We start from the raw sequence: 26995 nt of genomic DNA, 5'->3' as shown, positions 1-26995 counted from the left end.
TCCAACTTTCGGTTACTTGTCAGCACGCCGCGCCGGAGCGCCCTTGGGCAAACGGTTCTAACGCTTCCGGCCGTGCGAAGCCCGGACCGGGCGCATCAGCGCCCCAGGACCGGCATTTTTCCACCTCGCTACAACCACCAGATGGCCAATCGCCGCGCTTCCATTACTGACCTGGCCAAGACGCTGGGACTTTCCCCCTCCACCATTTCGCGGGCCCTCTCCGACCACGACGACGTGAGCGAAGCCACCAAGGCCCGCGTGCGCCAGCTGGCCGAGGAGCTGCACTACCAGCCCAACCAGCTGGCCGCCGCCCTGCGCCGGGGCCGCAGCAACACGCTGGGCGTGCTGGTGCCGCACATCACGGGGCACTTTTTCCCGCAGGTGGTGCACGGCATCGCCACCGAAGCCGCCAAGCTGGGCTTCAACGTGATGATTTGCCAATCGAACGAAGACGCCCGGCAGGAGCAGAAAAACATCGACCTGCTAATGAATTCGCAGGTGGAAGGCATTCTGGTGTCGTTGGCCAACACCACGCAGAGCTTCGGCCACTTCGAGGCGGTGCGCCAGCAGAACATTCCGCTGGTGTTTTTCGACCGCGTGGTGGAGGACTTTCAGGGCAGCAACGTGAGCGCTGTCATGATTGACGACTACCAAGGCGCTTACCAGGTGGTGACCCACCTCATCGAGCAGGGCAGCACCCGCATTGCCCACTTCACCGGCCCGCTGCACCTGAACATTCACAAAAACCGCCACCAGGGCTACCGGGATGCCCTCACGGCCCACGGCCTGCCCATCGACGACGACCTGATTGTGTTCAGCGAGATGAGCCAGAAGGGCGGCAGCCAGTCCATGCGCCAGCTCCTGCGGCTAGCGCAGCGCCCGGATGCCGTGTTTTCGAGCAACGACCTGGCCGCCGTGGGCGCCGTGCAGGTGGCCAAAGCGCACCGCCTGCGCGTGCCGCAGGACGTGGCGGTGGTCGGCTTCAGCAACGAGATGTTCACCACCCTCACCGAGCCCATGCTCAGCAGCGTGGACCAGCGCTGCGAGCAAATGGGCAAAACGGCGGTGCAGCTGCTGCAAAAGATGCTGAAAAGCGGCCCCAACCGCCAGGGCCCGCCCAAGCCCATTGTGCTCAAACCCAAGCTGCTGGTGCGCGAGTCGTCGCAGCGGCGGTAGGCAGTGAGCAGTGAGCAGTGAGCAGTGAGCAGTGAGCAGTGAGCAAAAGGAACGTCCTGCTGAGCTTGTCGAAGCATCTCTACCGCGTAAGCAACTATTTACTATTGCGGTAGACATGCTCCGACAAGCTCAGCAGGACGTGCTTTCACCGCTAACTGTTCATTGCCCTAAACCGTAGGAAGTCCTTTTGGCCCCTTGGCTTGTTATCAAGGGGCAATTGTTGACAATATCCTGATGGCTGAAACCCTTTCTCCGCCCGGACCGGCCCCTAAGGTCACGCTCTGGGCCCCGTTTGCCTATTCCATTTTCCGGGCTATCTGGATTGCGGGCATGGTGTCGAACGTGGGCACCTGGATGCAGAACGTGGCGGGCGTGTGGCTCGTGACCACCCTCACCACGTCGGCCCTGCTGGTGGCCCTGATGCAGACGGCCACCTCGCTGCCGGCCTTCTTGCTGAGCATGCCCGCCGGCGCCATGGCCGACTTGATTGACCGGCGCAAGCTGCTGCTGCTCACGCAGGGCTTCATGGCGGTGGTGGCCACCGGGCTGGGGGTGCTCACGCTGGTGGGCGGCATTTCGGCGTTGGGCGTGCTGGGGTTCACGTTTTTGCTGGGCATGGGCGCGGCGCTCAATGCGCCCATCTGGCAGTCGGTGGCCACCGAGCTGGTGCCCCGGCCGGCCCTGCCCTCGGCCATTACGCTGAACGGCGTGAGCAATAACATTGCGCGGGCCATCGGGCCGGCCATTGGCGGGGCCATTATTGCTTACTACTCGGCGGGCTGGGTGTTTTTGCTGAATGGGATTTCCTTTCTGGGCACCTGGGCGGTGGTGTATTTGTGGAAGCGCAAACCCACGGTAACCAACGGACCGGCCGAGAATTTTATTGGGGCGCTGCGGGCCGGGCTGCGCTACGTGCAGTATTCGCCGTCCATTTATGGCGTGCTGGTGCGCACGTTCGCGTTTTCGTTTGGGGCGGCGGCCATGTGGGGGCTGGTGTCGGTGGTGGTGGCGCGCAAGCTGCACCTCAGCTCGGGGCACTACGGCGTGATGCTGTCGTGGCTGGGCGCCGGGGCCGTGACGGGGGCCGTGCTCATGGGCCGGGCCGGCTCGCGGCTCAACCTCAACCAGCGGGTGCTGCTGGGCGTGCTCGCTTTTTGCGGCACCAACCTGGCGCTGGCCTTGGTGAACCAGATTTACCTGCTCTACGCCGTGATGTTCGCCTCGGGCATTGCCTGGCTGATGGTGATGACCAGCTTCAGCACCACCGTGCAGCTGAGCGTGCCCAAGTGGGTGCAGGCGCGGGTGATTAGCGTGTACATGCTGGTGTTTCAGGCGGGCCTGTCGGTGGGCAGCCTGGTGTGGGGCGAGCTTGCCGACCACATTTCCCTGCAAACCTCGCTGCTCGTGGCCGCCGGCTGGATGCTGGCCAGCACGCTGCTGGCGCTGCCCTTCCCCATGCGCTCGGCCGAGGGCCTGGACCTGGCCCCCGCCGAACACTGGCCCGACCCCGCAATAGAAAACGAAATCGACCCCGACGACGGCCCGGTGCTGGTGATGATTGAGTACCACGTCGAGCCCGCCGACTGGCCCGCTTTCCAGGCCGCCGCCGAGCAGCTCAAGCGCCTGCGGCTGCGCGACGGGGCCCTGCGTGCCGGCGTGTTTTCCGACGTGGCCCACCCCACCCTTATCAACGAGTTTTTCTATGTGGCTACCTGGGGCGAGCACCAGCGCCAGCACCACCGCTTCACCCGCGAAGACAAGATTGTAGAAGCCCAGGTGCGGCAGTACCACAGCGGGCCCACCGGGCCCCGCGTCACGCACTTCCTGGCTTTCCCCAATACTTCAAACGTAGAACTGGCCACCCCCATGCAAACCCTGGAAAGCCAGCGCTGAGGAGTCGAGAATGGCCGGCCTCATCGAACGTCATGCCGAGCGCAGCGAAGCATCTTTACCTCGATAGTACTCCAATCGAATGAGTTAAGTACTCGTGCAGAAGTAATCGTATTCGCTCGAACGTCCTGCTGAGCGCAGCCGAAGCATCTCTCCCGCGCAAGTAATCAGGTTTACCGTTGCAGTAGAGATGCTTCGACAAGCTCAGCATGACTACCTTTTTACTATCCGTTTACGTTTGCTTGACGACTTACCACCGCGGTAAAGATGCTTCGCTGCGCTCGGCATGACGTGCCTGATGCGCGTCATTGCCCGCCCAGGCGGTAGTGGTCGAGCCAGGCATTGGCGGCGCCTTCGTCGATGAAGCGGGCGTACTGAAACAAGTCGGCGCGATTGGGTGATTCGGCGGGGTGCTCGCCTTCGGCTTCCAGTTCGGCCAGGTGGTTGGGCAGCACCAGAAAGGCGACGCAAAGGCGGCGGCCAAATTCGCGCTGCACGCTGGGCAGGAAAGTGGTTATCACCCACTCGGGGCCGTTGCGGCTGCGGTCGACGCGGCGACGCGCATCCATCAGCCAATGCGTGCAGTTGTGCTGCAATGCCGCCAGGCGCATGGTGGCGTAGCCCTCGCGCAGCTGCTCATCGTTGATGGAGCACAGCCAGCGCCCGATAAGCAGGCACGAATCGGGCCGGTAAGCAACTTGCAGAAAGGAGGAAGAAGCTAGTTCCTGGTACATGGCAGGGGCCTGGGTCCGCCGGGTAGCAGCTAGCGGAGCCGTCAAAGCTACGCATCTATTCCTACTTCCGGGTCATCCCTTGCGGGTGCCAAACAGATTGATTTTGCTCAGTGATTTAAGGCCCGGGCTGGCCTGTGGGGCCGCGTGATTACGCTCCCACAGCTGTTTCAGAAACTCCTGCTCGGCCAGCCACTGGCTTTGCCGGCTCAGTACCCATTCCTCCGAATTCTCGTCCTGCCCGCTGGGTTGGCCGTGGCCCAGCGGCTTGAGGCGCTCGGCGGCAAAGGCCAGGCAGGTGCGAAAGTCTTCGGGCTCCAGTTCGGGATGCGCGGCCAGCAGGTCGGCTTCCGTACGGCCATTGGCCAGCCACTCCAGCACCTGCCACACGGGTATGCGCAGGCCGCGCACCGTGGGCTGGCCGTTGCAAATGGCGGGATGAACAGTGATGCGGGAAAAGGCCGGAAATTTCATGCAGCGAAAATACAACGCCTCAACGGTTTGCAAAGCGTTTTTTCGACAAAGAAAGCCGTTTAGAAAATTGAAAAATGCTCCTGCTGAGCGGAGGCGAAGCATCTCTACCGCGTAAGTAATCCAATCGGCAGGATTTAGCATTGCAGTAGAGATGCTTCGACTGCGCTCAGCAGGACGTTGCTTTCACCACTGACACCCAACTACCTCACTCATAGCAGCTTTTCGAGGTCGCCGGGCTGGTTGATGCGCAGCGGCGCCTCGGCCTCGCTGAGCTGGCCAAAGCCATAGGTGGCGAAGATGAACGGCACGCCGGCCTGCTGGCTGGCGGCGAGGTCGCCGGGGGTGTCGCCCACGTACACGGGAGCCTCCAGGTGGTACTCTGCTATGATTTCGCGAATATTCTCGGACTTGGGCAGCAGCCGGGTGCCAAAGCACTGGTGGCCTTCGAAGAAATGCCCCAGGCCGGTGTGCTTGAAAAACGCCTCCACGTAGCCCAATTGGCAGTTGCTGACAATGAACAAGCGGTAGCCTTGGTTAAGGAGGTAGCGCAGGGCCGCTTCGAGGCCGGGATAGGGCGCGCCGCCGTGCACCTCGGCGGCACTTAGCTCGTGGTGGGCGCAGAGGGCGCGGTATTCGTCCAGCTTATCGGCGGGCAGCTTGGGAAACAGGCGCTCATAGACCACGGTGTAGGGCTGGCCGGTCACGGCCTGCACGTCGGCCAGGGTCACGTCATTCTCGATGTAGTCGACGCTGTTTTTAGCGGCCTGAAAGGCTTTGGTGATGGCGGCCGTGGCGTCCCACAAGGTGCCGTCGAGGTCAAAGATTACGCTGTCGAAACGAAGAGGCATGGGAAGGTCAATGAGCAGTTAGCAGTGAACAGTTGTAAAAGTGAGCGGCTGTAAACCAGTTGATAACTGCTCACTGTATTTTATTCATATAAATCCTGTGGGTTGGCCGCAGCTAGCTCCACCAGAAACTGGCCGATGTTGGTGGTGACTGCCTCAAGAAAGGCCGCGCCCTTTTCGGCGGTGGCCGCGGCGGGGTTGCCCACGCCGGTGTCGGCGGTCACTTGGCTCCACGCGCGCTGCGCCCAGGCCCAGCCCTGCCGCAGGGCTGCGATGCGGAACTGCCGGGCCGCCCCGCTGCCGGCCTCGGCCAGGGGACTCACCAGGTCGGGCACGATGTGGAGCATGGTGCTGGTTTCCAGCTCGTCGGCATGGTCGCCGGGCGCGGTAAAGTATTGGTTGCGGTCGGCGGCCCGAAACCAGTTCAGCGTGCTCAGAAAAACCGTTGGAAACTCGGCCTGCAACTCCCGCAACATCTGGCGGAAGTCGTTGCCGCCGTGGCCGTTCAGAACCACCAGCTTCGGAATGCGCTGGCGGGCCAGCACCTGCACCACATCGCGCAGAATGGCGAGCTGCGTGCTGGGGTTCATGTTGATATTGAGCGTGATGTCCAGCTGCCCGGTGTTCACACCGAACGGAACACAGGGCAGCACCACCACCTTGGCGCCCTGCTCCCAGGCCTTGCGGGCGGCCTCGGCGGCCACGTGGTCGGCCTGCACGTTGTCGGTGGCGTAGGGCAGGTGGTAGTTGTGGGCCTCGGTGGCGCCCCACGGCAGCACCACTACCTCGTAGTTGTTTTCCTGAACGCTTTTCCAGGTGGTTTCGGCAAGGATGTAAGGGCGCGGAGCCATGCAGTAACGCAGTAACAAGGTGAAATGGAGGAGACAAAAACCGGGCGTTTAGCCCTGCTCGCCGGGACGCTCCAACAGCACAATGGGCGCGCCGTGGTAAGTGGTGCGGGCATATTCGTGGTAGCCGAATTTGGCCGCCACGCGTAGCGAAGGCACATTGTCCGGGTGAATGATGCAGACCGTGCGCACCGGCCCGAAATGCTGCCGGCCCCAGGCCAGCACCGCCGCCACGCCCTCCGTGGCATAGCCCAGGCCGTGAATGGCGGGGTCGAGCACCCAGCCAATTTCCGGGGCGTTGCCCAAGGGCGGCTCCAGGTCGCGGTGGAGGCTCAGGAACCCGATGCCGCCCACAAACCGACCGCTGGCTTTCTCCTCCACCGCCCAAAAGCCGAACCCCATTATCACCCAATGGCCGGCGCTGCGCAGCAGCAGCTTCCACACTTCCTCGCGGGGCATGGGCTCGGGGCCGAAATAGCGGTGGTAGGCGGGCAGCCGGCTCATGGCAAACCACGCCTCAAAGTCATCGGCCCGAAAGCCGCGCAGGCGCAGGCGGCTGGTTTCCAGCACCGGGGCCGTCAGAAGTTGAGAGGTCGTTTCGGGTAGCATGCCGAAAGATAGGATGCCGAAGCGTGGCCGGGCATAAAAACCGGCCCCACCGCGTTGCGCAGTAGGGCCGGTTGGGCAATACATTCCACCAGATGTAGCTACCAGGAGCCGCTGTTGTCGCTGCTGCTGTCGAAGCCTCCCCCGCCGGAATCGCCGGAGGAGGTATCGTCATACGAGGAATTGTTGTCGTCGGACGAAAAGTAGTCGGACTGGTTGTCCGCGGCCGTGTTGCTGTCGGAGAAGTAGTCCGGGCCCGAGGACGTGTCGGCCCCGGCGTTGCGGGAGGCAAAGTAGTCGTCGCCCGCCGCAGTGCCGGCGGCGCCCAGCCCGGCACCGGCCGCGCCCGCCCCGTAGTTGGGGTTGTTGCCGTCGTTGTTCGAGTAATTATTGCCCGAGGTGTCATGGCCCGAAGCCATGCGGTTGCCCAAGTAGGCACCGGCGGCAGCGGCGGCGCCGGTAGCCAGCATTCCGCCAATGCCGGGGCCGCTGCTTTGGTTGGGCATGTTGCCATAGCCAGGGCCGTAGTTACCGGGCGCCGCCTGGCCAAAGCCACCAGCCGGGGCATTGGGTCGGTTCGGGTAGAAGTTGGGGGTGGCGCTTGGGCTGCCGGGTGCTTGATTGGCCGATGCGGCGCTGCGGCTGCGGAACATGCGCACCACCAGCCACAATACGCCCCCGACTATCAAAGCCCCCAGCAGCAGCGTGCCCATGCCGGGCCCGGACGAAGCCGGCTCAGCCGGCGGGTTCATAATTGGGTCGGAAGTCGTGGTGGTCGACGTTTGCACGTCCTGCGACAGGCTGGACTGCACGGGCTGTTCGGGCGCATTCATGCTGCCCGCTGCCGCGGAATTGGCAGTGGCGGCGGGTTGGTTTTTGCGGGGGTCCGAACTGGGGTTGGCGGTTACCATCAGGGTATTGAGGCCGGCCCGCAGGCCCGCAAAATAGTTGCCCTGCTTAAAGCCTGGCGTCATTTCGCCGATGATGCGGCGGGTCACTTCCGGTGTGATGGTGCTGCTCAGGCCATTGCCGGGCTGGATGGTTACCTGATGTTCCTGGGCGCTTAGCAGCACCACCACGCCGTTGTTTTTGTCGCGCTGGCCCACGCCCCAGGCGGTGCCCAGCGCCCGGCCGTAGTCGGCCACGGTGCGCCCGCCCAGCGAGGGCACCGTCACGACCACCACTTGGGTACCGGTGTTATCGGCGTAGCGGCGCAGGCCGCTTTCCAGCTTTTTGGCATCGGCCGGGGCCATCAGCTGGGCCTGGTCGTTGACGAACTTAAAAGGAGTTGGCCGGGGCGGCAGGTCGTCGGTCTGGGCCAGGGCCGGCCAGTTCAGCCCGGCCGAAAGAAACAAAAATGCAAGCAACAGGAAACGGGACATAGCTCAACGGATGAAGTGAAAGAAGGAACGTGCCTTCTACGGACTTTCCGTTGAGTTGGCTGCCTGCCAGCGCTTTCGCGTTTTAGTTGTTCGTTGCTGGTTGTCAGTTGCTAGGTTCATATCCAGACTAACAACTGACAACCAGCAACGAACAACTAAAACGCCGAAGGCAAGCTTTACGAAGCGACTTTCACTTTAATCACCAGCTTCTTGTCTTTGTCAAAACCGTCGGCTTTGATGTTGGGGCGGTGCACATCCTGCGGGAAGAAAATGTAGATGGTACCGGGCTTGGCCTCATACAGCTTGCCTTCGGCGCTGTAGTTGGCGGCGTCGCGGGCTTCTTCGTAGGGCTTGGTCACGGTGGCTTTGGCCATGGGCACTACGCCGATTTTTTCGGCGCCCTGCACCACGTATTGCAGGTCGATGTACTTGCGGTGCGACTCCCAATTGGTGTTGGCGAAGTCTTTGGTGGGGTTTTCGGTCACCGAGGCAAACACCACGTCGCCGTCTACGGGGTACTTGCCGGGGGCGAGCTGGTCGAGGTTGGTGTCGCGGAAATAGGCGAATGCTTTGTCCCAGGCCGCCTTGTTGGCGGTGTACTGCTTGGCAAATTCAACCTTGTCGACCGACTCGGCCACGTTCAGCTTCAGGCCATTGGCCCAGGCGCGGCTTTTAAACCACTTTTCGGCTTTTTTCTTGGTCCAGGCTTCCGAAGCGGCGGGCGTCTGGGCGCAGGCATTCAGGCCGAGGGTGGCCAGGCCCAGCAACAGAAAGCCAAATTTCAAGCGGGAATTTTTCATGAATCAATATCAGATGGTGGGTGCAACAGCGGGGGTAAAGATAAGGAGCTGCATCAGCAGCTTTCGTGCCAGCCGGTGCCGAACAGTGCAAACGAAGCGCACGGCAAAAAATCGGCGGCTTGCGGTAGCTGCCGGGCACGCCCACCGGGCCTAAAGTGCCGGCTCTACGGCGCGCTCGAAGCGCTGGCGGCCGTTCTCGGCCAGGCCGGCGGGCTCGAAGCCGTTGCGCTGCAGCACACGCTGGGCCGCCGGGTTGTCGGCTTCGCTGTGGGCTACCAGCCGGCGCACCATGCCGGTATCAACGGCTTGCTGCACCAGGCCCGCCACCAGCTCGGTACCCAGGCCCTGCCCGCGCCACTCGGCGGCAATGGAGCACCCGATTTCGGCCGTGCCCGCGGCGTCGGGCGGGCCCATGAAGCCGCCGCCGCCCACGAGGGTGCGCGGGGTGCCGTCGGTGGCTTTGCGCAGGGCGTACCAGTTGTACCAGCCGGCGGCGTCGCGGCCGCCCGCCGTCAGCTTGTCCAGGAAATACTCCATGGCGGCGCGGTCGTATTCCCCGGCGGGCCAATCGATGGGCAGGGCGGCCCCCAGCAGCACCGGGAAGTACTGCGGCTTGTGCAGCTCGGCGGTGAGCAGGGCGCGGCTGGCGGCCAGAATCTGAAGGCGGGGGGTTTGGGTGATGAGCGGAATCATGGGCTGCGTATACGGCAATGCCGGCCCGGTGGCACATGCTGGGGCCGAATTCAGGCCTGCAAATTTGCCACGGGGTACTTTTGTTTATTCATGCAGCACGCCCCTCCCCTATTGCTTTTCAAAAATGCCGGCGGCGAGCTGCTGGCCGACCCCGCCGGCTACCTGCGCGCCAACTGGAGCGCTGGCCCCCGCACCGCCGCCGATACCCGCGCCCTGTTTGAGCAGATGCTGCAGCAGCTGCGGCAGCGCCGCTGGGACCGCATCCTGGTCAATCAGGTGGGCATGCAGCCCTTCACTTCGGCCGAGCAGCAATGGATTGCAATCAACTGGTTGCCCCGGGCCGTGCAGGAGGGCGGCTACCGCTTCGGGGCGGTGGTGGTGTCGAACGATGTGCTGGTGCGGCTGGCCACGGCCTTCGTCACCACCCACGTACAGGGCCTGCCGCTGGTGTATCGCTCCTTTGAAAACGAGGTTGAGGCCGTTCAATGGCTGGTAAAACAGTCCGTATAGCCAGCAAGTAGCCAGCTACCGCTTCTGGTTGTCATCGACAGCAGTACTCCGCAGGGTTTTGCCGTGCAGCGTGACCACCCGCGCCAGAAAGGTGCCGAGAAACAGCTGGCCGGTCACGGCCTCCAGGTTGGCCATGCTGCGGGCCAGGGCGTGCACGGGCAGCAGGTCGCCGTAGCCGGTAGAGGTGAGCGTGGTGAGGCTGAAATACAGCAGTTCGCCCGGCTGCAGGGGCTGATGATTCAGCGTGAGAAAAGCCCCCGGCACGGCATGCCGGAGCGCCGCAAAAATGCCCATGAACAGCAGGGCCAGGTTCAGGTACACCACTACGGCGCCCAGCAGCTGGTGCTGCGTCACGGTGCGGGCCCGAAACACCGCCTGCGCCACCAGCACCGTGATGGCCAGCGTGGCCAGCATGCGCAGCACCAAGCCGGCCAGCACCCCGGTTTTCATCATTTCCAGGCCCACAATGGGCAGGGCCGTCAGCAGCACCAGCTTGCGAACCCGGCTGTGGCGGGGCAGCACAAAAAAGGCCACCAGCTGCATCAGCAGTTGGCAAAACTCCAGCATTCCCTTGGGCAAGGCGCCCGTGCTCACCAGCGGCCCCACCACAAAAATGAACAGCGCCTGCACGCCCAGCAGCACGCTGAGCGCGGGGTCGTGCACGGCATCCTGCCAGGCGTTGAAGCGCGCCAGACACCGCAGCAGCGGGGCGCGGGGCGTGGAAACGGTCCTGGCAGACGGCGTAGCGGGTGGCAGCTCGGCGGTAATGTGCATGGCTTGGGCTCGGGTGGCGGCTTTGGTTGGTCGGGGCTGCGCCCGCCTTCGGCCAGCGCAACCTCCCGGGTTCAACGCTCCGGGGCTTTTCGTTGGTGCACCTTCTGAATCCGGCTTCGGCCGGGACCGGCATTTTGTCGTCGGCTGCCGGGGTTTACTCGTTGAAACGACTTGACCGCCTGCAGCGCGGCGCAACGGCCACAGAGGGCGTCATCCACAGCGCCTTCATTCACGACTTTTCAGCCCACGCGGCGGCCGTGGCCCCGGCTTCCAGTGCCCTCACGCAGCAGCAACGGGGCGGGAACCCCGCCCATCCGGCGCTCCTCCCAACCTTGACCAGAGACATTATTCGCCAGCTAAGAAGCCCGCAGATGGTATCAGGAAAATCTATAAGCAGCCCCTAAATACCGCTTACTGAACATCTGCGAAGCGCCAATGCTGCGCCATGCCCTAATCAAACAGCTACTTAGGCGCTGCCGGCGCGTTGGCCTTGTCGGCTGCTTTTTTGGCATTCGCCGCGTCTACGTAAGCCTTGAACATCTCGCGCCAGTTGCGGCCATGGGTGTTCAGGTACTCCTCGTTTTTGGTTTTGTAGATTTCAAAAACGGCCGATATTTCCTTCATGCTCTTGAAATCCACGGCCTGCTCGCGGGCCTGCTTCAGGTTGGTCAGAAGTATGGCTTCTTCCGTGGGCGTCAGGTTGGGCACAATGGATTTGTAGCCGTTCAGCGTGAAGGCCACTTTGCCAACGGTGTATTTGTCCAGCACGGCTTCTACCTGCTCGGGCGCGAGCTGCTGGCGCAGGCCGGCCATCAGGTTTTCGTGAATGGCTTTCGGCATGGCCGAAACGGCAATAAGCTGCCGGTCCAGGGTGCTCAGCGCCTTGCCGGTGGCCGGGTTGATGCCGGCCGGCGTTTCGGTGTAGGGATGGGCGTTGTTGTAGTCCCGAATGGCCTTCAGATGCGTGGCAACCACCTGCTGCACGGCGGCCGCTTTTTTGGCATCGCTCAGCTTTAATGTAGCCACCCATTCGGCAGCTTTTTTGTCGGCCTCCTGGTCGGCTTTGGCTTTCGCTTCAACGCTCAGGGGCGGGGTGGTTTCGGCCGTACCGGTGGTGGCCTGGCCGTGCGCCGCAAAAGCGGCCCACACGCTTAGGCCAAGAACGAAAACGGCTATTTTGCTAGGCTTGCTCATGGCTGACAGAGGGTGGTCGAATTACCGGCGTAAAGTACAAAATTCGTCGCCGCTTGGCTCGCACGCCCCTTGATTATTGCTTGCGGGCGCGGCGCCGCTCCAGGTTTCGGCTCACCCACTTGGGCAGGGTATGCGTTTGCTCGTACTGGGCCAGCATTTTCCGCTCACGGCTTGGGGTGTAGCGCGTGTAGTGGTTGAGCAGGCCGATGGCCAACACCGAGCCGCCCACGATGCCCAGCACCGGCAGGGTGTTGTTCGGTTCGTTGTTCGAGAGCTGGCTGACTGCCAAAACCCCTAAGCTCCCTACCGCCACAAGTGCCGCTACCGGCGCCCCAATCAGCGCCGCGTCGCTGTACCGGCGCTTGGCCCGGAAAAGGGCGTGCAGCGCGGCCACAGTCGCGGTATCGGCCGCCGGAACAGCGGCACGGCCCTCGGCCGCTGTAGGGGGCACCGGCTGGGCCAGGCACGCGGTGCTCCACGCCAAACAGCCCAACACCAGCAACCAGCTTGCACTTCGAAAAAAGGTCATAAGCGAAAGAAAAGACCACAATATAGCATAATTGCGGTGGTTATATCAGGCCGGCCTTATTACATGTCTGCCCTGCCCACGACATGCCTCAACCGCGGGTTGCCGGCGGCTGGTGTGGCTTCAAGTAGCAGACCGGGGTCATTCACTAAAGCCGTTGCTGCTTGGGGCATTTTCAATTGCCGATGGAAAGCAGCGCTCGCGCAAGAACGGAACAGTTCCGGCAGGTGCTTCGGCCGCTGGGCAGTACCTGCCGGGACTGCTTGTTGACAGCGCAGCCGTCTTGCCCTTAAAGCGCGACGCTATCGATGCCTTTGCCTTTTTAGCGCGGTGTCGGGGTTGGTGTAGAGTAGCGCGAACTGTGTCGTTCGCGTCCCTGCGCCGCTAGCTCGTTCTGGCACGCGAACGACAAAGTGCGCGCTACTGACCGCACGTACACGGACTTCGAAACGGCTGTAGGCAGTCGGTTCCGCGCGGTCCGACGGCGTAGGCGTCCGACCGGTTGTTGGTCGACGGTCGGACGGGAGTCGTTCGGGCGACGACCGGTCGGACGCCTACGCCGTCGGACCGGCAAGCAAGACACATCCTAGAGCAGTTTCGGAGTCGGTGTACCGTAGCTCGAACTTTGTCGTTCGCGTGCCCGCGCCGTTTCAACGTTTACAATCTGTGCAGGGACGCGAACGACAAAGTTCGCGCTACTTCCATCGACTGTATACCGACCCCGAAACCGCTCTAAACAGCTTCATTGGCTGCAAAGTCCTCGTGGCTCCCAGTCGGCTCACCAAAGCCGCTTAAGCGCTGGGGCGGAAGTGTTTTTGGTCATTCCGATTAAAACAAAGAGCATTTTGGTTAAATCCACGGCTCCACTAACAGGGACCTTTGTTATCATCAACTACACCGACTCCGAAATCGCTCTCACCAAACAGATTACCCGATGAAAGCCGTAAGAATTCACGCATTTGGCGGGCCCGAGGTCCTGCAACTAGAAGAAACGGCGCGCCCCGTGCCGGCAGCCGACGAAATCCTCGTGAAGGTGTACGCCAGTGGTGTCAATCCCGTGGATTGGGTGGTGCGGGAAGGCGGCAACGATGCCCTGCGCGCTTACCTGACCCTGCCGCTGACCTTGGGCTGGGACGTGGCCGGCGTGGTGGAAGAACTGGGCAGCGAAGTGACCGGATTTCAGCAAGGCGACGCCGTATATGGCGTGCCCAACTTTCCCGGCAATGGCAGCTACGCCGAATACTGCGCGGCCAAAGCCAGCCAGTTTGCGCGTAAGCCAACCCGCCTCGGCTTTACCGAAGCGGCGGGGGTGCCCCTGGCTGCCCTCACGGCCTGGACGGGCCTGTTTGGGCACGGCCGGTTGCAAGCTGGCCAGCGCGTTCTCATTCAGGGAGCATCGGGCGGCGTGGGAAGTTTTGCCGTGCAGTTTGCCAAGGCCAAAGGCGCCTACGTCATCGGCACGGCATCGGCTGGCAACCTGGATTATGTGAAGGAACTAGGGGCCGATGAGGCGCTGGACTACCGCACGCAGCCAGCAGAAGAGCTGGTGCGCGACGTGGACGTGGTGCTGGAAGCCTCGCCCCTGCGCGACAATGCCGCCCGCATCAAAACCGTGCGCGTGCTAAAACCCGGCGGCATCTTCGTCAGCGTCAACGTCGATTTTCCCTTCGACGAAGCCCTGCAGGCGGCCCTCGCCCAGCAACCGGCCACTGGCGAACTGGCGCCCAATCAGCCCCGGCAGGACTGGCTGCACGAAATCGCGCAGTTGATTGATGCAGAGCAGGTGAAGGTGGTCATCAGCCGGGTATATCCGCTGGCGCAGGTGGCCGACGCCCACCGCGAAAGCCAGACCTGGCACGTACAAGGCAAGCTGGTGCTGGAAATCCGCCCCAACGACGAACCGGCATGAAGCGCTTCCGCACCATCAGCGAGTTTCACGAGTTTCGGCAGCTGCCCAAGCCCCAGCATCCGCTGCTGAGCGTGGTGGACGTGAGCACCGTGCCGCACCAGCCGGGCGAGGAGCCGACGAGTATGGTCTTCGACTTTTACGCCATCTCCGTGAAGCGCATGCGGAATGTGCGCATGAAGTACGGGCAGCACCCGTTCGACTTCAACGAAGGCATCATGTCGTTTATGGCGCCCAATCAGGTGTTCAGCATGGCGGTGGCCGACCCGGCCGAGGCCGTCGAAAAATCGGGGTGGGTGGTGTACGTCCATCCCGATTTTCTGTGGAATACGTCGCTGGCCAAAACCATCCAGCAATACGATTTCTGGGACTACTCGCTCAAAGAAGCACTGTTTCTGTCGGGCAAGGAGGAGGCGGCCATTCTCCACCTCCTTTTTGCCATCGAGCAGGAATACGCGTCCACCATCGACCGGTTCAGCAAGCACATCATGGTGTCGCACCTCGAAAGCCTGCTGCACTACGCCGACCGGTTTTACCACCGCCAGTTCCTGACCCGCGAAAAGGCCAACCACGAGGTGCTCGAACGCCTGGAGTCGCTGCTGCAGGCGCATTTCAACAGCCCCGACCTCGTGGAGCGTGGCCTGCCCACCGTGCAATATGTGGCCGACGGCCTGCACCTCTCGCCCAAGTACCTCAGCAACCTGCTGCGCGTGCTCACCGGGCAAAACACCCAGCAGCACATCCACGCCATGCTGATAGCCAAAGCCAAGGAAAAGCTTTCGACCACCACCCTCACCGTGAGCGAAATTGCCTACGGGCTGGGGTTCGAGCATTTGCAGTCGTTCAGCAAGCTGTTCAAGACCAAGACCAGCCTCTCGCCGCTCGAGTTTCGGGCGTCGTTTAACTAATAAACGATGGCGCGGGGCTGCGACCCGTGCCATCCGGCCCCCCTGGCCGCCCCCGCCGCCCCAGCGGCTGAAGAAGCTTAGGTTACTGGTTCGAACCCTAACAAGACTCGAACCTAATAAAGGAAACAGTCGTTATATTTGCACTGTGACTCGCCTAGGTCCTGTAGCCTAGAACGGGCCACGACAAAGTCCCCGGTTGTTTTAACCGGGGCATTTTTTTGTCCATTAGGCCCGGATGACGCCCTGGGGGTCGGCCGGCGCGGCGGTTTTGAGCAACATTGCATCGAGGGTTTTGAACAGCTGATGCAAGTCGAACTTGCGGGTGCTGCCTTTGGGGTACTCCTGTTGATAGAGGCAGAAGGCAATGGCATCAACGGCCTGTACGTAGTAGGAATGGATGGACTGCCGACACACCACGTCTTCCAGAATAGCGGTGATGGGTTGGGGCTCCTTCCGCATGGAGCGATATAAAAGCCGAAGCGCCGTTTCATTCGTATCGTCGGACACCACCAGACCCAGCTTGTTTTGCGCCTGCAAGAACGTATCGAACCCACGTAGCAGTAGCCGCCAAGCCGTTTCCTGGTAGTTGGTTTCGGCTATCAGCTGCTGCTTATCGAGGCACACACTCAGAATGCGGGCATTGGGAAAGAAGGTGGGCATTAATTCTACGAAATCCTTCAACAGCCGCACCCGCGCCGACTTATGGATTTGCTTGTACGCCTCCAGCTTATGGGGCCGGACTAGCTCGCTGCTGTGAAATTCTACCTTCTTCGGCAAGCCCGTTGCCTGCTTCACGCCTTCACGGAAGGCCAGCATCCGCGCCAGCCCCGCCGCCCACTCTGCTTCAGGAACAATCAAGCCGCTCAGAATAAAGTGCGGCGTGTTGCTGCCGTTGTAGCGGCCCGGGTCGCCGCTTTCGTCCACGTACATGAAATACATCGGGCCAAAGCTACATCAGCGCTTTTCCTCGCCCACGACACCGCCGCAGCCGAACGATGCCTAGCGTTTTTCGCCATTCCGCGCGCTACCCCAACCGTCCCCCAGCCGCCCCCCGGCGCCCCAGCGGCTGAACGATGCTTCGTGTTTCTCGCCATTCCGCGCGAGCTACCCCAAAACCAAACCAGCCACCCCAGCGCGCGAGCGGCAACAGAAACTCCAGTATCTTCACCACATGGAATCCTTGCAGCATCGCATCACCACCAACCCGCGCCAGTGCGGCGGCCGGCCCTGCATTCGCGGCATGCGCATCCGCGTGGCCGACGTGCTCCAACTCTTTGCCGCCGGCCTCACCGCCGAGCAGATTCTGGCTGAGATGCCCGACCTCGAAGTCCTCGACCTGCAAGCGGCTCTGCAATACGCCACTTAGGCAACAAAAAACCCGCCCTGGTGCGCATGCTTCCGAAGAAGCAGAGGCGTGGCGGGTGTTGTTTGGTCAGGAAAGGGAGAGGCTAAGCGGCCTGTTGCATGGGCTTGGTGACTTCCGCTGCGGGCAGCGTCAGCACGGCTTGGGTGTGGCCGTCGGGTTGAACAAATTCTACTTCGTAGGCCTCGCCTTGCGCGTGCACCAACACGACAGTGCCCAACGCGCCGGCCGGCAAGCCGCATTCGGGGTGCGCTTGCTGCAATTGCACGATGTCTAATTCGGCGAAGGGTTTCATTAGCGGTCAAGTAAGTGGGCGGTGATAAGCAAAACGTAGATGCCCGGTGATTGTTCCATCCACACGGTTCGGATAGGGTAGTGCCGCCCGTTGGGCGCCAGCAGCGGGCCATCTACCACAAATTTAGTCCCATAAGGCGAAGGTTTCTCTTCCGTCAGCGTGCCGGAGTGGCCGTGCTGTATCAGGTCGTCTATTAGCTGCTGGTAGTGCTGCCGCGAATACCCAATGCCGAGGAAGAAGCGCGCCTTGGCGCCGCCAATGGGATGGTCAGGGTTTAGTAGATATTCCTGCACCTTGTTGGGGGCAATGAATAAGGGCTTGTCGGGTAGCGGCATCTGGCAAAGCTACGGCCGCCGGGGTAGCTGCCCTTGCTCATCCAGCACCGTACCGGGCGGCACCTTGCCGGTTTCTATCAGGTGCGCCAGCATCTCCTGTTTCGTCACGGCCCGCCGCGTGCCATCGCCGGCCAGCGTTTGGCTTATCTTTTTCAGCAGAGACGCTGCGTAGGCCTGACAGGCGCGCAAGTCTTCCACTTCCAAATCGGAGTAGTCAGCCAGGATTTCGGCCTCACTCATACCGGAGGCCAGGTACTCGAGCACCGACCACACCGGGTAGCGCAGGCCACGTACCACCAGCTGCCCGTGGCAGATGTTGTAGTCAGTGGTAATGCGCGGGTGGTTGAGGGATATGGGAGTGGCCATGTGGCTAAGATACAAACGCCCCCCAAAACCACCCCAGCCGCTCCCGGGGCGAGGGCGGCCGAAAGATGCGTCAGTTACTTCCCATGCGTCTCAGCGACGTGTGCTGTCTTTCAGCACACAGTTGATTTGGCCGTTAGCGTTTAGCGCAAATTCCTTCACGACTACGTCGGTGTGCTCGTAGGCCAGAATGCTGCCGTCGGGCTGGACGTCGCGCGGTGATATGGCATTATGGGCGGTGGTTTTGGCGCTCACCCTCCCACCTTTCATCAAGCGCATCGTGCTGCGCGCTTGCCAATCGCCGTCTGCCCCACCGGAGGCTATTTGCTTTATATCAAGCAACTTTCTTTTCTCATTGTCAAAGGTTAGGTAGTACAGTTCCTCGCAACAGCCTTCGTGCCGGTGCAACCAGGAAACCAGGAAAAAGCTTTGGCAAGCCATGGTATCCAAAGCAAAGATGTCGTCGTCGTGCGTGTAACTGCCGAAGCTGCGTTTCAAACGCGGCGCCTTGACAACCAGTTGAGCGACAAATGCTGAATCGAGCCGCTGGGTTGGCGCTGGCTCCAGCTTGGCAAGTTGGTAAATAGGGAGTTTGCAACTGATACCTGGCCGAAAAACCGGCAGTGGTTTGCCACTACTCTCCGCTGGCCTAACCCCTGCCGCTACCGGCGGGGCGACGGTTTCAGCAACCTGCTTCTCTCCCTCTGATGGTGCAGCACAGCCAGCCACCAGCAAGGCCGAAGCTAGTTGCCACTTCGCCACCTTACGCATACTCATGCATGAATTCATCCCGCAAGCTACGCCCAGCGCCGCCGCGACCAAACTATACCTAGCGTTTCCCGCCCTTCCGCGCGAGCTACCCCACCCCCAGCCGCCCCCGGCGCCCCAGCGGCTGGGGAATCTAGTGTTTCTTTCCTGCGTTAAACCAGAACGAACGCGCGTATCTTCGCTACGTTCATTTGCACTGCATCTATGGCTACTCTCATCACCGGTCCGCAAGGCCAGCTTACCCAGGCCGAAGTAGAAGTACTGCTCGTGCTTGACGACGACACCGGCCAATACGTGGCTTATTGCCCGGCGCTGGAACTGTCGTCTTATGGCGATACCGAAGCCGAAGCCGAAGCGGCCTTTGAAGAAGCCCTGCAATTCTTTATTCAGGACACTGCCGAACGCGGCACCCTCGACCGCCTGTTGCTCTCGCTGGGCTGGCGGCTCGTGAAGAAGCCTACGCCCGTGTACGAACCCCCACGCTTGTCCGTCGAAGTGCTCAACCGCCCGGCCCGCAGCCGGCGCATTCTCACCGAGCAGGTGCTGCTTCCCGCGTAACAATCCCTTTTGTGTTGCTGAAAACGGCCTTTCCAACTGGAAAGGCCGTTTTTATTTCTCCTCGTCTTTCCGCCGCTTGCGTTGCGCTTTGGCGGCCTTGGGGTTCTGCTGCGCCGCCAGCAACTGTTCAAAATCAGCTTTGGTCACCACGCCAGAAGCTTCCAGGGTAGCGAGGTTCGTGAGCATGTGCAAAACGGGAATATCCTTGTCTTTGTCGCGTAAGGTGAGCGTCCGCAACAGCGCTTTGCCCGAGTTTTTCGGGAAGTCCCAGTGCTGATGGCTGCCCACCGTGCGCACATATTCCAGACCCAGCAGTTTGAGAAGCGCCACGTATTGGGCAAAAGGAATGGATTTCACAGGCTGTGCATTAGGTGGGCAAGATACTCATTGCAGCCACCAACGCCAGAAATGGCGCAGCCGCCCCCCGGCGCCCCAGCGGCTGAACGATGCTTCGTGTTTCTCGCCATTCCGCGCAAGCTTCCCCAAAACCAAACCAGCCGCTCCCGGGGCGGCAGCGGCTGGGGAAGCTGGAGTTACTATCTTTGAAGAGTTACTGGATTTGACCACCTCGTTGGTACCCAGACACCAAACCCAAGAAAAGCATATCCCCCTCCTCTGCACCAAAATTTTCAACGACAACCAAGAGCAAGATTGGTTCATACCTTCTAATTCTGCTCTTCAACGCAAGCATTTGCTGGATAAACTTGAACTTGACAATAAACGCAGACACAACATTTCAAAAGGAGGTCAAAATGGAACAAACAACTAACACTACTATCAATAGTGCAGAGGATTTGAATCAGGGAATTGCCAGTAAGGACAAGATGTCTGTGGTGGCTTAAGCCTCTTTAGGCTACATAAAAAAGGACGGCATAATTGCCGTCCTTTTTGCTTTTGTGCAGGCCAATGTGCTTTGGTTGCAAGGGAAAAGTTATACACACAGAACCCTGGCTTAGCTATAAGCGTTATATTTGTGACGTGACTCACCTTGGCCCTGTGGCCTTGGCAGGGCCACAAAAAGTCCCCGGTTTTTCAACCGGGGCATTTTTTTATCCCCTCACGATGCCTTGAGGGTCTTTTGGTGAGGCTTCTTTCAGTAGCAAAGGGGTCAGCGTATCGAACAGATACTGCAATCCGAACTTCTTCAAACTACCTTTTGGGTATTCCTTCCGATATAGCGAATGCGCTATCGCATCCACAACTTGGACAACGAAGGAATGCTTCGACTGTCGAAAAAATATGTCTTCGACAATGTTGGAGATGACTGGATTGTAATAGCCTGTGAACTTGGAAGGAACGTAGTTATAGACTCGCATCTTCCGTAAAAGTCCCCGTAAAATGGGTTCGTCAGAGTCATCACTCACGATTATCCCTTTTGCATTGCCTTTTTTCAGAAAAGTGTCATACCGCTGAATCAAACGTTTCCAAGCCAGTTCCTGAAAGGATTGCTGATTCCCCAAGCCTTGCTTGTCCAAGCAAACACTAATGATTTTGCTTTCCGGAAAGATATTGGGGATTTCGTTTACAAAGGTTTTCAGGATGGAGATGCGCGTTGATTTGGGAATTTTCCGGTAAGCGTCGATTTTGTTAATTCTCACCAGTTCGCTGCTGTGAATTTCTTCACGTTCTGGCAGCCCCATGGTTTTGCTAAAATGCTTTCGAAGCTTGACCAGTCGTTGCAATGAAGTATTCCATTCATTGATTGGCACAATTAACCCGATTAGGATGAAATGCTGCGAGTTCTGGCCCGAAAAAACGCCAGGGTCGCCGCTTTCATCCACATACATGAGGTACATAGATTAGGATACGTTGTAAAAAGGCCACCTTAAAACAAGGTGGCCTTTTTCGTTTAATCTACGACCCGCAGGCCTCGCAGGCGTCCGGGTTATCCAGGGAGCAGGCCATGTCGGACTGGTTTTGCTCCACCAGGGCCAGGGGCTCCAGGGTTTCGGCGGCTTGCTTTTCCACCGTGAACTTGATGGCGTCGGCGGCGGCTTTGGTGCGCAGGTAGTACATGCCGGTTTTCAGGCCGCGCTTCCAGGCGTGGAAGTGCATGCTGGTGAGCTTGCCGAAGTTCACGTTTTGCACGTGCAGGTTCAGGCTCTGGCTCTGGCAGATGTAGGCCCCGCGGTCGGCGGCCTGGTCGATGATGCGGCGCTGCGAAATCTCCCACACCGTCTTGTACAGGTCCTTGATGTGCTGCGGAATGCGGGCAATGCCCTGCACCGAGCCGTTGGCGGCGATGATTTCCTGCTTCATGGCGTCGTTCCACAGGCCCAGGGCCACCAGGTCCTTCAGCAGGTGCTTGTTCACCACCATAAACTCGCCTGATAGCACGCGCCGCACGTAAATGTTGCTCGTGTAGGGCTCAAACGACTCGTTGTTGCCCAGAATCTGGGCGGTGCTGGCCGTGGGCATGGGCGCCACCAGCAGCGAGTTGCGGGCCCCGTGCTTCACCACCTCGGCGCGCAGGCTTTCCCAGTCCCAGCGGCCCGAGTCGGGCGTCACGCCCCAGAGGTCGAACTGGAACTTGCCCTGGCTCAGGGGCGAGCCGGGGAAGGTTTCGTAGTGCCCGTCCTTGATGGCGAGGTCCTTCGAGGCCGTCATGGCCGCGAAGTAGATGGTTTCGAAAATGTCCTTGTTCAGGCCCGAGGCTTCGTCGCTCTCGAAGGGCATGCGCAGGGCAATGAATGTATCGGCCAGGCCCTGCACGCCCAGCCCGATGGGGCGGTGGCGGAAGTTCGACTTCTGCGTTTCGGGCACCGGGTAGTAGTTCACGTCAATCACCTTGTTCAGGTTCAGGGTGGCCTGGTAGGTCACCTCGTACAGCTTCTGGTGGTCGAAGGTGGTGTTGCCCTGCGCATCGGTCACCAGGTAGCGGGGCAGCGCCAGCGAGGCCAGGTTGCACACGGCAATCTCGTCGGCGTCGGTGTACTCAATAATCTCGGTGCACAGGTTCGAGGACTTAATCGTGCCCAGGTTCTGCTGGTTCGATTTGCCGTTGGCCGCGTCCTTAAACAGCATGTAGGGCGTGCCCGTCTCCGTCTGGCTTTCCAGAATGGCAAACCACAGCTCCTGCGCCTTGATGGTGCGGCGGCCGCGGCCCTCCTTTTCGTACTTGGCGTAGAGGCGCTCAAACTCCGGGCCCCAGGTGGTATCCAGGCCGGGGCACTCGTGCGGGCACATCAGCGTCCAGTCGCCGTTCTGCTCCACGCGCTTCATAAACAAATCGGGCGTCCAGAGGGCGTAAAACAGGTCGCGGGCGCGCATTTCCTCCTTGCCGTGGTTCTTCTTCAGGTCCAGGAACTCGAAAATGTCGGCGTGCCAGGGCTCCAGGTAAATGGCGAAGGCGCCCTTGCGCTTCCCGCCGCCCTGGTCCACGTAGCGGGCCGTGTCGTTGAACACCTTCAGCATGGGCACCAGCCCGTTCGAGTTGCCATTGGTGCCCTTGATGTAGGAGCCCGTGGCCCGCACGTTGCTCACCGACAGCCCAATGCCGCCGGCCGACTGCGAAATCAGCGCGCAGTTCTTCAGCGTGTCGTAAATGCCATCAATGGAGTCGTCCTTCATCGTCAGCAGGAAGCAGCTCGACATCTGCGGCTTCGGCGTCCCGGCGTTGAACAGCGTGGGCGTGGCGTGGGTAAACCACCGCTCGCTCAGCAAGTTGTAGGTTTTGATAACCGAGTCAATGTCGTCCTTGTGGATGCCCACCGCCACGCGCATCAGCATGTGCTGGGGCCGCTCCACCACCTTGCCCTCCAAGCGCAGCAAATACGAGCGTTCCAGCGTCTTGAAGCCGAAGAAGTCATAGTTGTAGTCCCGGTCGTAGATAATGGCCGAGTCCAGCGTGGCGGCGTTCTTATGAATCACCTCCCACACGTCGGTGGCGATGAGCGAGGCGTTGTCGCCATTCTTGGGGTCCTCATAGGTGTACAACCGCTTCATCGTGCTCGAGAAGGACTTGCTGGTCACCTTGTGCAGGTTGCTCACCGCAATGCGGGCCGCCAGAATGGCGTAGTCCGGGTGCTTGGTGGTGAGCGAAGCGGCCGTTTCGGCGGCGAGGTTGTCCAGCTCCACGGTGGTCACGCCATCGTAAATACCGTCAATCACCTTCTTGGCCACCTCAATCGGCGACACGAAATCCATGTGCAAGCCGTAGCACAGTTTTTCAATCCGGGCCGTGACCTTGTCAAACTTCACGGACTCGCGGCGCCCGTCGCGTTTAATTACTAGCATACCAGTGGTGTTTGGTTGTGGGTTTTTGCGTATATACTGAAGGAGCCGGCGCGGCACAGTGCCGGCGGCAAGTCGTTGAGGCAGTTGTGAAAGAGCAGAACCGAGGGCTGGGGTAGCAGCAATCGACCGGATATTGAATCCCGGAAATTACCGCCTGTGTTTGCCAAGGGCAAGGAAAAAGTCCGGAAGTTTTCCACATAGGACCCGAACGGGGACGCCAAGCCGTTTTTTGGAAAGTAAGTCGGCCGTTGACGCTTTATATGCCCAAAGGATTATTCTGCTTGAGCAATTCTCGGCGCTTCATGCGGAGCTTGGCATCGGCCGCGCGGCTATTCAGCCAGGGCTGCCATTCGAGGTAGCTTTCGCCGTCGTGCGTGTGGTTGCAGGTGCAGTCGGCTTTGATGGGCAGGTTGGGGAATAGCTGGTGGTAGAAAGCGGCCTGATGGTCTGCCGAAGTCTGGGGCGTCCGCCAGGCATCGTCATCAATCAGCAGTGGGGGTCTGTCCCCATTTCGGCTCCACAAGCAGATGTTTACCAACGGGTCGTGCAGGGGCGGACGCCAGCCATCGTAGACAAACTCCGGGTAATTGTGGTACTTGAAGAGGGAACCGGCCAGCCGTTCGGCCATGTAGGTCCGGGGCACCACCCGCAGCCACTCCGACGTTTGATGCCGCTTGTTCGCAGGCAGGCTAGCCACAGCCGCTGCAATCGCCCTATACTGTTGCTCCGCCCACAGCTGCACCGGCAGCAACGCGAAGACTCCCAAGCCGAAAACCACTCTAGCCCCTGGCAGCGCACTCACCACTGCCCGGTTCAACGCTTGCACGGCAAATACCACCGGCACCCACAGCAACAGCGGAAACACCAAAAACGCCATCAGCAGAATGCTCAGCAATTGCAGCGGATTGATGAACAGTGCGCAGTACACGCACACCGTGAAGTGCACGCCCATCAGAAAAAGCATCAGATAGTTCAGCCCCGGCACGCACTTCGCAAATGGCCACAGCAGAAAAGCGGCGATGCTGATTACCAGCACCCACGCCGCCCATTCTACGGGCTGGCAAAAGCCCTGAAACCAATACTCATTAGCCCAATAGGCCGCCCCGGCTAGCCCGATATTGACGTAAGGTATCAGCGGCCGCACCCACTTCAGGAAGCGTCGAAATTTCGTCATGCTCGCTGCAACGGCCCAAGGTTTCAATTTCGTGTTTAGCACAAGAAAAAGCCCGCCCTGCACTAGCAGGGCGAGCTTTTCGCTTCTCAGGAAGCGCCGAGTTACTTGGCAATGCTGGCCGTGGCGGCCGCCGCGGGCTGGCAGGTGGCAATCACGCTGATATCAATGCTCTTGGCGATGTTGTTGCGAACCAGAGCGGGAATTTTAATCTTGTAGTCAGCCGGCGCCACACTGAATTTGGACGTTACCACCAGGTCGTTGCCGCGCAGCTGCAGGGTGCCGGGCACACGCACTTTGCGCTTCACGTTGTGAATGGTGAGCTGGCCCTGCACATACACCGGCTGCGGGCCGGCACGCAGTTGTTCTTCGGTGGGCATGGTCACGAGCGTGCCCATAAAGCGAGCCCGGGGGTACTTATCCGATTCGGCATAGTTCTCATTGAAATGCTCCTGCATCAGCGAGTTTTTGAACTGAAAGTCCTTCATCATCAGCGAAAAAGCCAACTGCCCGGTGTTCAAATCGAAGATGGCGGCCACCCGCGAGTTCAGGGCTTCAATATCTTCCAGCGGCGCCGTGGAGAAAAAAGTAGCCTGCCCGCTGGCCGTGGTGTAGCGCTGGAGCATGGCCGAGGAAGGCACCGGAGCAGCGGCTGGCACCGGCGTGACGGGAGCTTGCGCATGGGCAGCCGGTGCTGCTACGCCGAGGCCAAACAGAATGAGTAAGGCGTATTTCATTGGAAATCGAATGGGCAGGAGATGATGGATGGATAGGTAGCGGCGGGCCATTGGCCCGCTTTGCAAGCTACTCGTGGTTCGCCGGTTAATAGTTGCCTCTCATCGCAGCTTATTCCCTTCCCTGCATTTTTACCGGTATCTCCCGCCGGTGCCAACCATCAAGTACGCTACAGCTAAAACGGTCAAAGAAACCAGCCCTCCGTGCCCGTAAGCATCCGGCACAGGCTGCTTTCTTCGACCGTCCTGCTCTTTCCTTTAGTTAACCAGCAGCTTGTAAACCAACGTACCACCATCGGCCTGAACCCGAAGCGCGTACAGCCCAGGCACCACCCCAGCCAGTGAAAGCGAATGGCTTTCTAATCCGGCCGGGAGGGCATACTGCGATGCCACCCGACCCAGGGCATCCACCAGCGTGGCAGCAGCGGCATGCCCACGCAGGGCGACGGGCAGTTCCACAAACACGGCCCCCGTAGCCGGATTTGGGTACACGGCAATTTGCCGGGCCAGGTCATTCGTGGCGGTAGCCGTGCCGGTTGTTACGGTAAAGGCCAAGCCGTTGCTGGTGCCGCCGGCAGTCACGACGGTAACGGGGCCCGTAGTAGTCCCAACTGGCACGTTCACCGTCAGGCTGGTAGCCGTATTGGCCGTGATAGTCGTTTGGGCCGTCCCATTGAAGCGCACGCTGGTCGCCGAGGCCAGGTTGGTGCCCGTGAGCGTAACGCTGGTGCCCACCGGTCCGCTCGTGCGGCTCAGGCTACTCAGAACGGGGGCCGGGCAAGTGGTCACCGTCACCACATTGGAGGGAGCCGAGGCGACGCCCTGATAAGTAGCCACAGCAGAATAGAGGCCACCAGTACTCGTCACCAGCGGGTTGGTGGTCGTATTGCCGGGTGTAAAGACGTAGCTGGCTCCGCTCAGGGGCACGTCAACGCCATTGAGTGTGCCGTCGGCGTTGAATCGTTGAATGCCATCAGAGTTGGTGGGGGCGCTGTTGTAAGTATTGCCGGTGCCGCCGGCAATTATTTTGCCGTCGGGCTGCACGGCTACTGCGTATACCGGGGTGCCCGCAGGTATCAGATACCCACTGCCACCTTGGTTAAAGGTCTGGTCCCACGTACCGTTGGCATTGATGCGCAGCAGCGCATCCGGCACATTGGGGTCGCTATTGTAATAAGAGGCCCGGTTGCCCACTAATACCTTGCCGTCGGACTGCAAGGCTAATCCATACACTTCCCAATTAGCACTGCCGCCCGGTGTAGCACTATTGGCAAATCCAGTACCGCCAAGATTAAACGTATTGTCTACAATGCCGTTGGCATTGAGACGTAGTAAGCCATCGGGCACGCCAGCATTATTGTTGTAAATAGAGAAACCGCCTCCTACTATGATTTTACCATCGGGTTGCAACACGAAGCAGTTAACCACATTGTTAAAACCGCCACCGCCAGGGTTGAAAGTGGCATCAATAGTGCCATTACTATTTAGACGCGTAATTCCCGAAGGGACCGAGATGCCGTTGTAAGTCCCATAGCGGTTACCTACTAGAATTTTGCCATCGGGCTGCATCGTCAGGCAGCTAACGCCGCCATAGCCGGTGCCCGAGTAGCCGTAGCCACCTACATTAAAGGTGGGGTCAAGACTTCCGTTGGAATTCAAGCGATAGATGTCCAATACACTCCCGGTATTAGACCCGGTTTCACGGCCTACCACAATTTTGCCATCCGCCTGCACCGCAATGGCTTTAACGGGAGCTACTGCTGTCGTTTGATTATACTCGTCGCGAAGTGGTTTGCGAAAAAGGAAGTAGGGTGCGGGGCCTGCCCCCGCCCGTCGTTGAACGACTTGTATTGGATTCGTTCAACGACGGGCGGGGGCAGGCCCCGCACCCTACTTTGCGACGAGTATA

Annotated in this window: 30 protein-coding genes; 8 read left to right on the top strand and 22 right to left on the bottom strand. The window is 60.3% G+C overall.

All coding sequences use genetic code 11. From position 1 onward, the window contains the following. Positions 1-141 precede the first annotated feature (141 nt). Both JKL48_RS05495 and JKL48_RS05490 read left to right on the top strand, forming a co-directional pair. Entirely contained in the window at positions 142-1176 is a 1035-nt protein-coding gene (locus JKL48_RS05495) for a LacI family DNA-binding transcriptional regulator (RefSeq protein ID WP_201979646.1), read from the top strand. 234 nt (positions 1177-1410) lie between these two features. Then, on the top strand, positions 1411-3069 hold the full coding sequence (locus tag JKL48_RS05490; RefSeq protein ID WP_201979645.1) for an MFS transporter: 1659 nt from the start codon (positions 1411-1413) through the stop codon (positions 3067-3069). 302 nt (positions 3070-3371) lie between these two features. On the opposite strand, the gene JKL48_RS05485 is transcribed toward JKL48_RS05490, so the two are convergent. The 8 genes from JKL48_RS05485 to JKL48_RS05450 form a co-directional block, all read right to left on the bottom strand. Next, complete coding sequence (locus JKL48_RS05485; RefSeq protein ID WP_201979644.1) at positions 3372-3800, bottom strand: hypothetical protein; 429 nt, start codon at positions 3798-3800, stop codon at positions 3372-3374. Between the two features lie 72 nt (positions 3801-3872). Then, positions 3873-4271 carry a DUF433 domain-containing protein gene (locus JKL48_RS05480; protein ID WP_201979643.1) on the bottom strand — a complete coding sequence of 133 codons (399 nt, stop codon included), beginning with the start codon at positions 4269-4271 and terminating at the stop codon, positions 3873-3875. A gap of 209 nt (positions 4272-4480) precedes the next feature. Next, positions 4481-5119 carry an HAD family hydrolase gene (locus tag JKL48_RS05475; protein ID WP_201979641.1) on the bottom strand — a complete coding sequence of 213 codons (639 nt, stop codon included), beginning with the start codon at positions 5117-5119 and terminating at the stop codon, positions 4481-4483. Positions 5120-5199: 80 nt separating this feature from the next. Further along, a complete protein-coding gene (locus tag JKL48_RS05470) occupies positions 5200-5967 on the bottom strand; it encodes a creatininase family protein (protein ID WP_201979639.1) in 768 nt (255 codons plus the stop codon). A gap of 48 nt (positions 5968-6015) precedes the next feature. Next, positions 6016-6573 (bottom strand): GNAT family N-acetyltransferase, encoded by a 558-nt coding sequence (locus JKL48_RS05465; RefSeq protein WP_201979637.1) that lies wholly within the window; start codon positions 6571-6573, stop codon positions 6016-6018. Between the two features lie 98 nt (positions 6574-6671). Beyond that, positions 6672-7952 (bottom strand): TPM domain-containing protein, encoded by a 1281-nt coding sequence (locus tag JKL48_RS05460; protein WP_201979635.1) that lies wholly within the window; start codon positions 7950-7952, stop codon positions 6672-6674. 176 nt (positions 7953-8128) lie between these two features. Beyond that, positions 8129-8752, bottom strand: a complete 624-nt coding sequence (locus JKL48_RS05455; RefSeq protein WP_201979634.1) for a YhcH/YjgK/YiaL family protein — start codon at positions 8750-8752, stop codon at positions 8129-8131. A gap of 150 nt (positions 8753-8902) precedes the next feature. Beyond that, entirely contained in the window at positions 8903-9445 is a 543-nt protein-coding gene (locus JKL48_RS05450; RefSeq protein WP_201979633.1) for a GNAT family N-acetyltransferase, read from the bottom strand. 90 nt (positions 9446-9535) lie between these two features. Here JKL48_RS05450 and JKL48_RS05445 point away from each other — a divergent pair, with 90 nt between their 5' ends. Beyond that, positions 9536-9955, top strand: a complete 420-nt coding sequence (locus JKL48_RS05445; protein ID WP_201979632.1) for a hypothetical protein — start codon at positions 9536-9538, stop codon at positions 9953-9955. Positions 9956-9970: 15 nt separating this feature from the next. Here the strand turns inward: JKL48_RS05445 and JKL48_RS05440 are convergent, their stop codons facing one another. From JKL48_RS05440 to JKL48_RS05430, 3 genes are all read right to left on the bottom strand, one after another. Continuing rightward, entirely contained in the window at positions 9971-10729 is a 759-nt protein-coding gene (locus JKL48_RS05440; protein WP_201979631.1) for a potassium channel family protein, read from the bottom strand. Between the two features lie 462 nt (positions 10730-11191). Further along, positions 11192-11923: a DUF3826 domain-containing protein gene (locus JKL48_RS05435; RefSeq protein ID WP_201979629.1), complete on the bottom strand. Its 732-nt coding sequence runs from the start codon at positions 11921-11923 to the stop codon at positions 11192-11194. 73 nt (positions 11924-11996) lie between these two features. Continuing rightward, positions 11997-12452 (bottom strand): hypothetical protein, encoded by a 456-nt coding sequence (locus tag JKL48_RS05430; protein ID WP_201979627.1) that lies wholly within the window; start codon positions 12450-12452, stop codon positions 11997-11999. A gap of 931 nt (positions 12453-13383) precedes the next feature. On the opposite strand from JKL48_RS05430, the gene JKL48_RS05425 reads away from it, so the two are divergent. Together JKL48_RS05425 and JKL48_RS05420 are read left to right on the top strand one after the other, a co-directional pair. Further along, positions 13384-14358: an NADP-dependent oxidoreductase gene (locus JKL48_RS05425; RefSeq protein ID WP_201979626.1), complete on the top strand. Its 975-nt coding sequence runs from the start codon at positions 13384-13386 to the stop codon at positions 14356-14358. Next, positions 14355-15263, top strand: coding sequence for a helix-turn-helix domain-containing protein (locus JKL48_RS05420; protein ID WP_201979623.1), 909 nt, complete (start codon positions 14355-14357; stop codon positions 15261-15263). Before JKL48_RS05425 ends, JKL48_RS05420 begins: the two co-directional genes overlap by 4 nt. A gap of 225 nt (positions 15264-15488) precedes the next feature. Here the strand turns inward: JKL48_RS05420 and JKL48_RS05415 are convergent, their stop codons facing one another. Then, positions 15489-16202, bottom strand: a complete 714-nt coding sequence (locus tag JKL48_RS05415) for a DUF3800 domain-containing protein (protein ID WP_201979621.1) — start codon at positions 16200-16202, stop codon at positions 15489-15491. 232 nt (positions 16203-16434) lie between these two features. Here JKL48_RS05415 and JKL48_RS05410 point away from each other — a divergent pair, with 232 nt between their 5' ends. Next, on the top strand, positions 16435-16629 hold the full coding sequence (locus tag JKL48_RS05410) for a DUF433 domain-containing protein (protein ID WP_201979619.1): 195 nt from the start codon (positions 16435-16437) through the stop codon (positions 16627-16629). A gap of 82 nt (positions 16630-16711) precedes the next feature. Here the strand turns inward: JKL48_RS05410 and JKL48_RS05405 are convergent, their stop codons facing one another. The 4 genes from JKL48_RS05405 to JKL48_RS05390 all read right to left on the bottom strand — a co-directional run bounded on the left by JKL48_RS05405 (position 16712) and on the right by JKL48_RS05390 (position 18390). Then, positions 16712-16921 (bottom strand): DUF4926 domain-containing protein, encoded by a 210-nt coding sequence (locus JKL48_RS05405; RefSeq protein ID WP_201979617.1) that lies wholly within the window; start codon positions 16919-16921, stop codon positions 16712-16714. Then, positions 16921-17256: a DUF6883 domain-containing protein gene (locus JKL48_RS05400; RefSeq protein ID WP_201979614.1), complete on the bottom strand. Its 336-nt coding sequence runs from the start codon at positions 17254-17256 to the stop codon at positions 16921-16923. The genes JKL48_RS05405 and JKL48_RS05400 overlap by 1 nt, the downstream gene beginning before the upstream one ends. 9 nt (positions 17257-17265) lie before the next feature. Next, positions 17266-17622 carry a DUF433 domain-containing protein gene (locus JKL48_RS23520; protein ID WP_201979612.1) on the bottom strand — a complete coding sequence of 119 codons (357 nt, stop codon included), beginning with the start codon at positions 17620-17622 and terminating at the stop codon, positions 17266-17268. A gap of 90 nt (positions 17623-17712) precedes the next feature. Then, entirely contained in the window at positions 17713-18390 is a 678-nt protein-coding gene (locus JKL48_RS05390) for a hypothetical protein (RefSeq protein WP_201979610.1), read from the bottom strand. Between the two features lie 201 nt (positions 18391-18591). Here JKL48_RS05390 and JKL48_RS05385 point away from each other — a divergent pair, with 201 nt between their 5' ends. Continuing rightward, positions 18592-18945 carry a hypothetical protein gene (locus JKL48_RS05385; protein WP_201979609.1) on the top strand — a complete coding sequence of 118 codons (354 nt, stop codon included), beginning with the start codon at positions 18592-18594 and terminating at the stop codon, positions 18943-18945. A gap of 51 nt (positions 18946-18996) precedes the next feature. Here JKL48_RS05385 and JKL48_RS05380 read toward each other — a convergent pair whose 3' ends face one another. After that, positions 18997-19302: a hypothetical protein gene (locus JKL48_RS05380; protein ID WP_201979608.1), complete on the bottom strand. Its 306-nt coding sequence runs from the start codon at positions 19300-19302 to the stop codon at positions 18997-18999. Between JKL48_RS05380 and JKL48_RS05375 the strand changes: the two genes are divergently transcribed. Beyond that, a complete protein-coding gene (locus JKL48_RS05375; RefSeq protein ID WP_201979607.1) occupies positions 19292-19714 on the top strand; it encodes a hypothetical protein in 423 nt (140 codons plus the stop codon). The two genes, JKL48_RS05380 and JKL48_RS05375, sit on opposite strands and share 11 nt — an antisense overlap. Before the next feature lie 280 nt (positions 19715-19994). Here JKL48_RS05375 and JKL48_RS05370 read toward each other — a convergent pair whose 3' ends face one another. The 5 genes from JKL48_RS05370 to JKL48_RS05350 all read right to left on the bottom strand — a co-directional run bounded on the left by JKL48_RS05370 (position 19995) and on the right by JKL48_RS05350 (position 26826). Beyond that, positions 19995-20741 (bottom strand): DUF3800 domain-containing protein, encoded by a 747-nt coding sequence (locus tag JKL48_RS05370; protein ID WP_201979606.1) that lies wholly within the window; start codon positions 20739-20741, stop codon positions 19995-19997. 58 nt (positions 20742-20799) lie between these two features. Next, positions 20800-23181 (bottom strand): ribonucleoside-diphosphate reductase subunit alpha, encoded by a 2382-nt coding sequence (locus JKL48_RS05365; RefSeq protein WP_201979605.1) that lies wholly within the window; start codon positions 23179-23181, stop codon positions 20800-20802. Positions 23182-23437: 256 nt separating this feature from the next. Continuing rightward, the gene (locus JKL48_RS05360; RefSeq protein ID WP_201979598.1) at positions 23438-24355 is read right to left on the bottom strand and encodes a hypothetical protein; all 918 of its coding nucleotides are present in this window, start codon (positions 24353-24355) and stop codon (positions 23438-23440) included. 101 nt (positions 24356-24456) lie between these two features. Continuing rightward, positions 24457-25089 carry a YceI family protein gene (locus tag JKL48_RS05355; RefSeq protein WP_201979595.1) on the bottom strand — a complete coding sequence of 211 codons (633 nt, stop codon included), beginning with the start codon at positions 25087-25089 and terminating at the stop codon, positions 24457-24459. 255 nt (positions 25090-25344) lie between these two features. Beyond that, a complete protein-coding gene (locus tag JKL48_RS05350; RefSeq protein WP_317191900.1) occupies positions 25345-26826 on the bottom strand; it encodes a T9SS type A sorting domain-containing protein in 1482 nt (493 codons plus the stop codon). Between the last annotated feature and the right edge of the window lie 169 nt (positions 26827-26995).

Source organism: Hymenobacter rubidus, assembly GCF_016734815.1.
Classification (GTDB): Bacteria; Bacteroidota; Bacteroidia; order Cytophagales; family Hymenobacteraceae; genus Hymenobacter; species Hymenobacter rubidus.
This window is presented reverse-complemented; position numbering and strand designations above follow the sequence as displayed.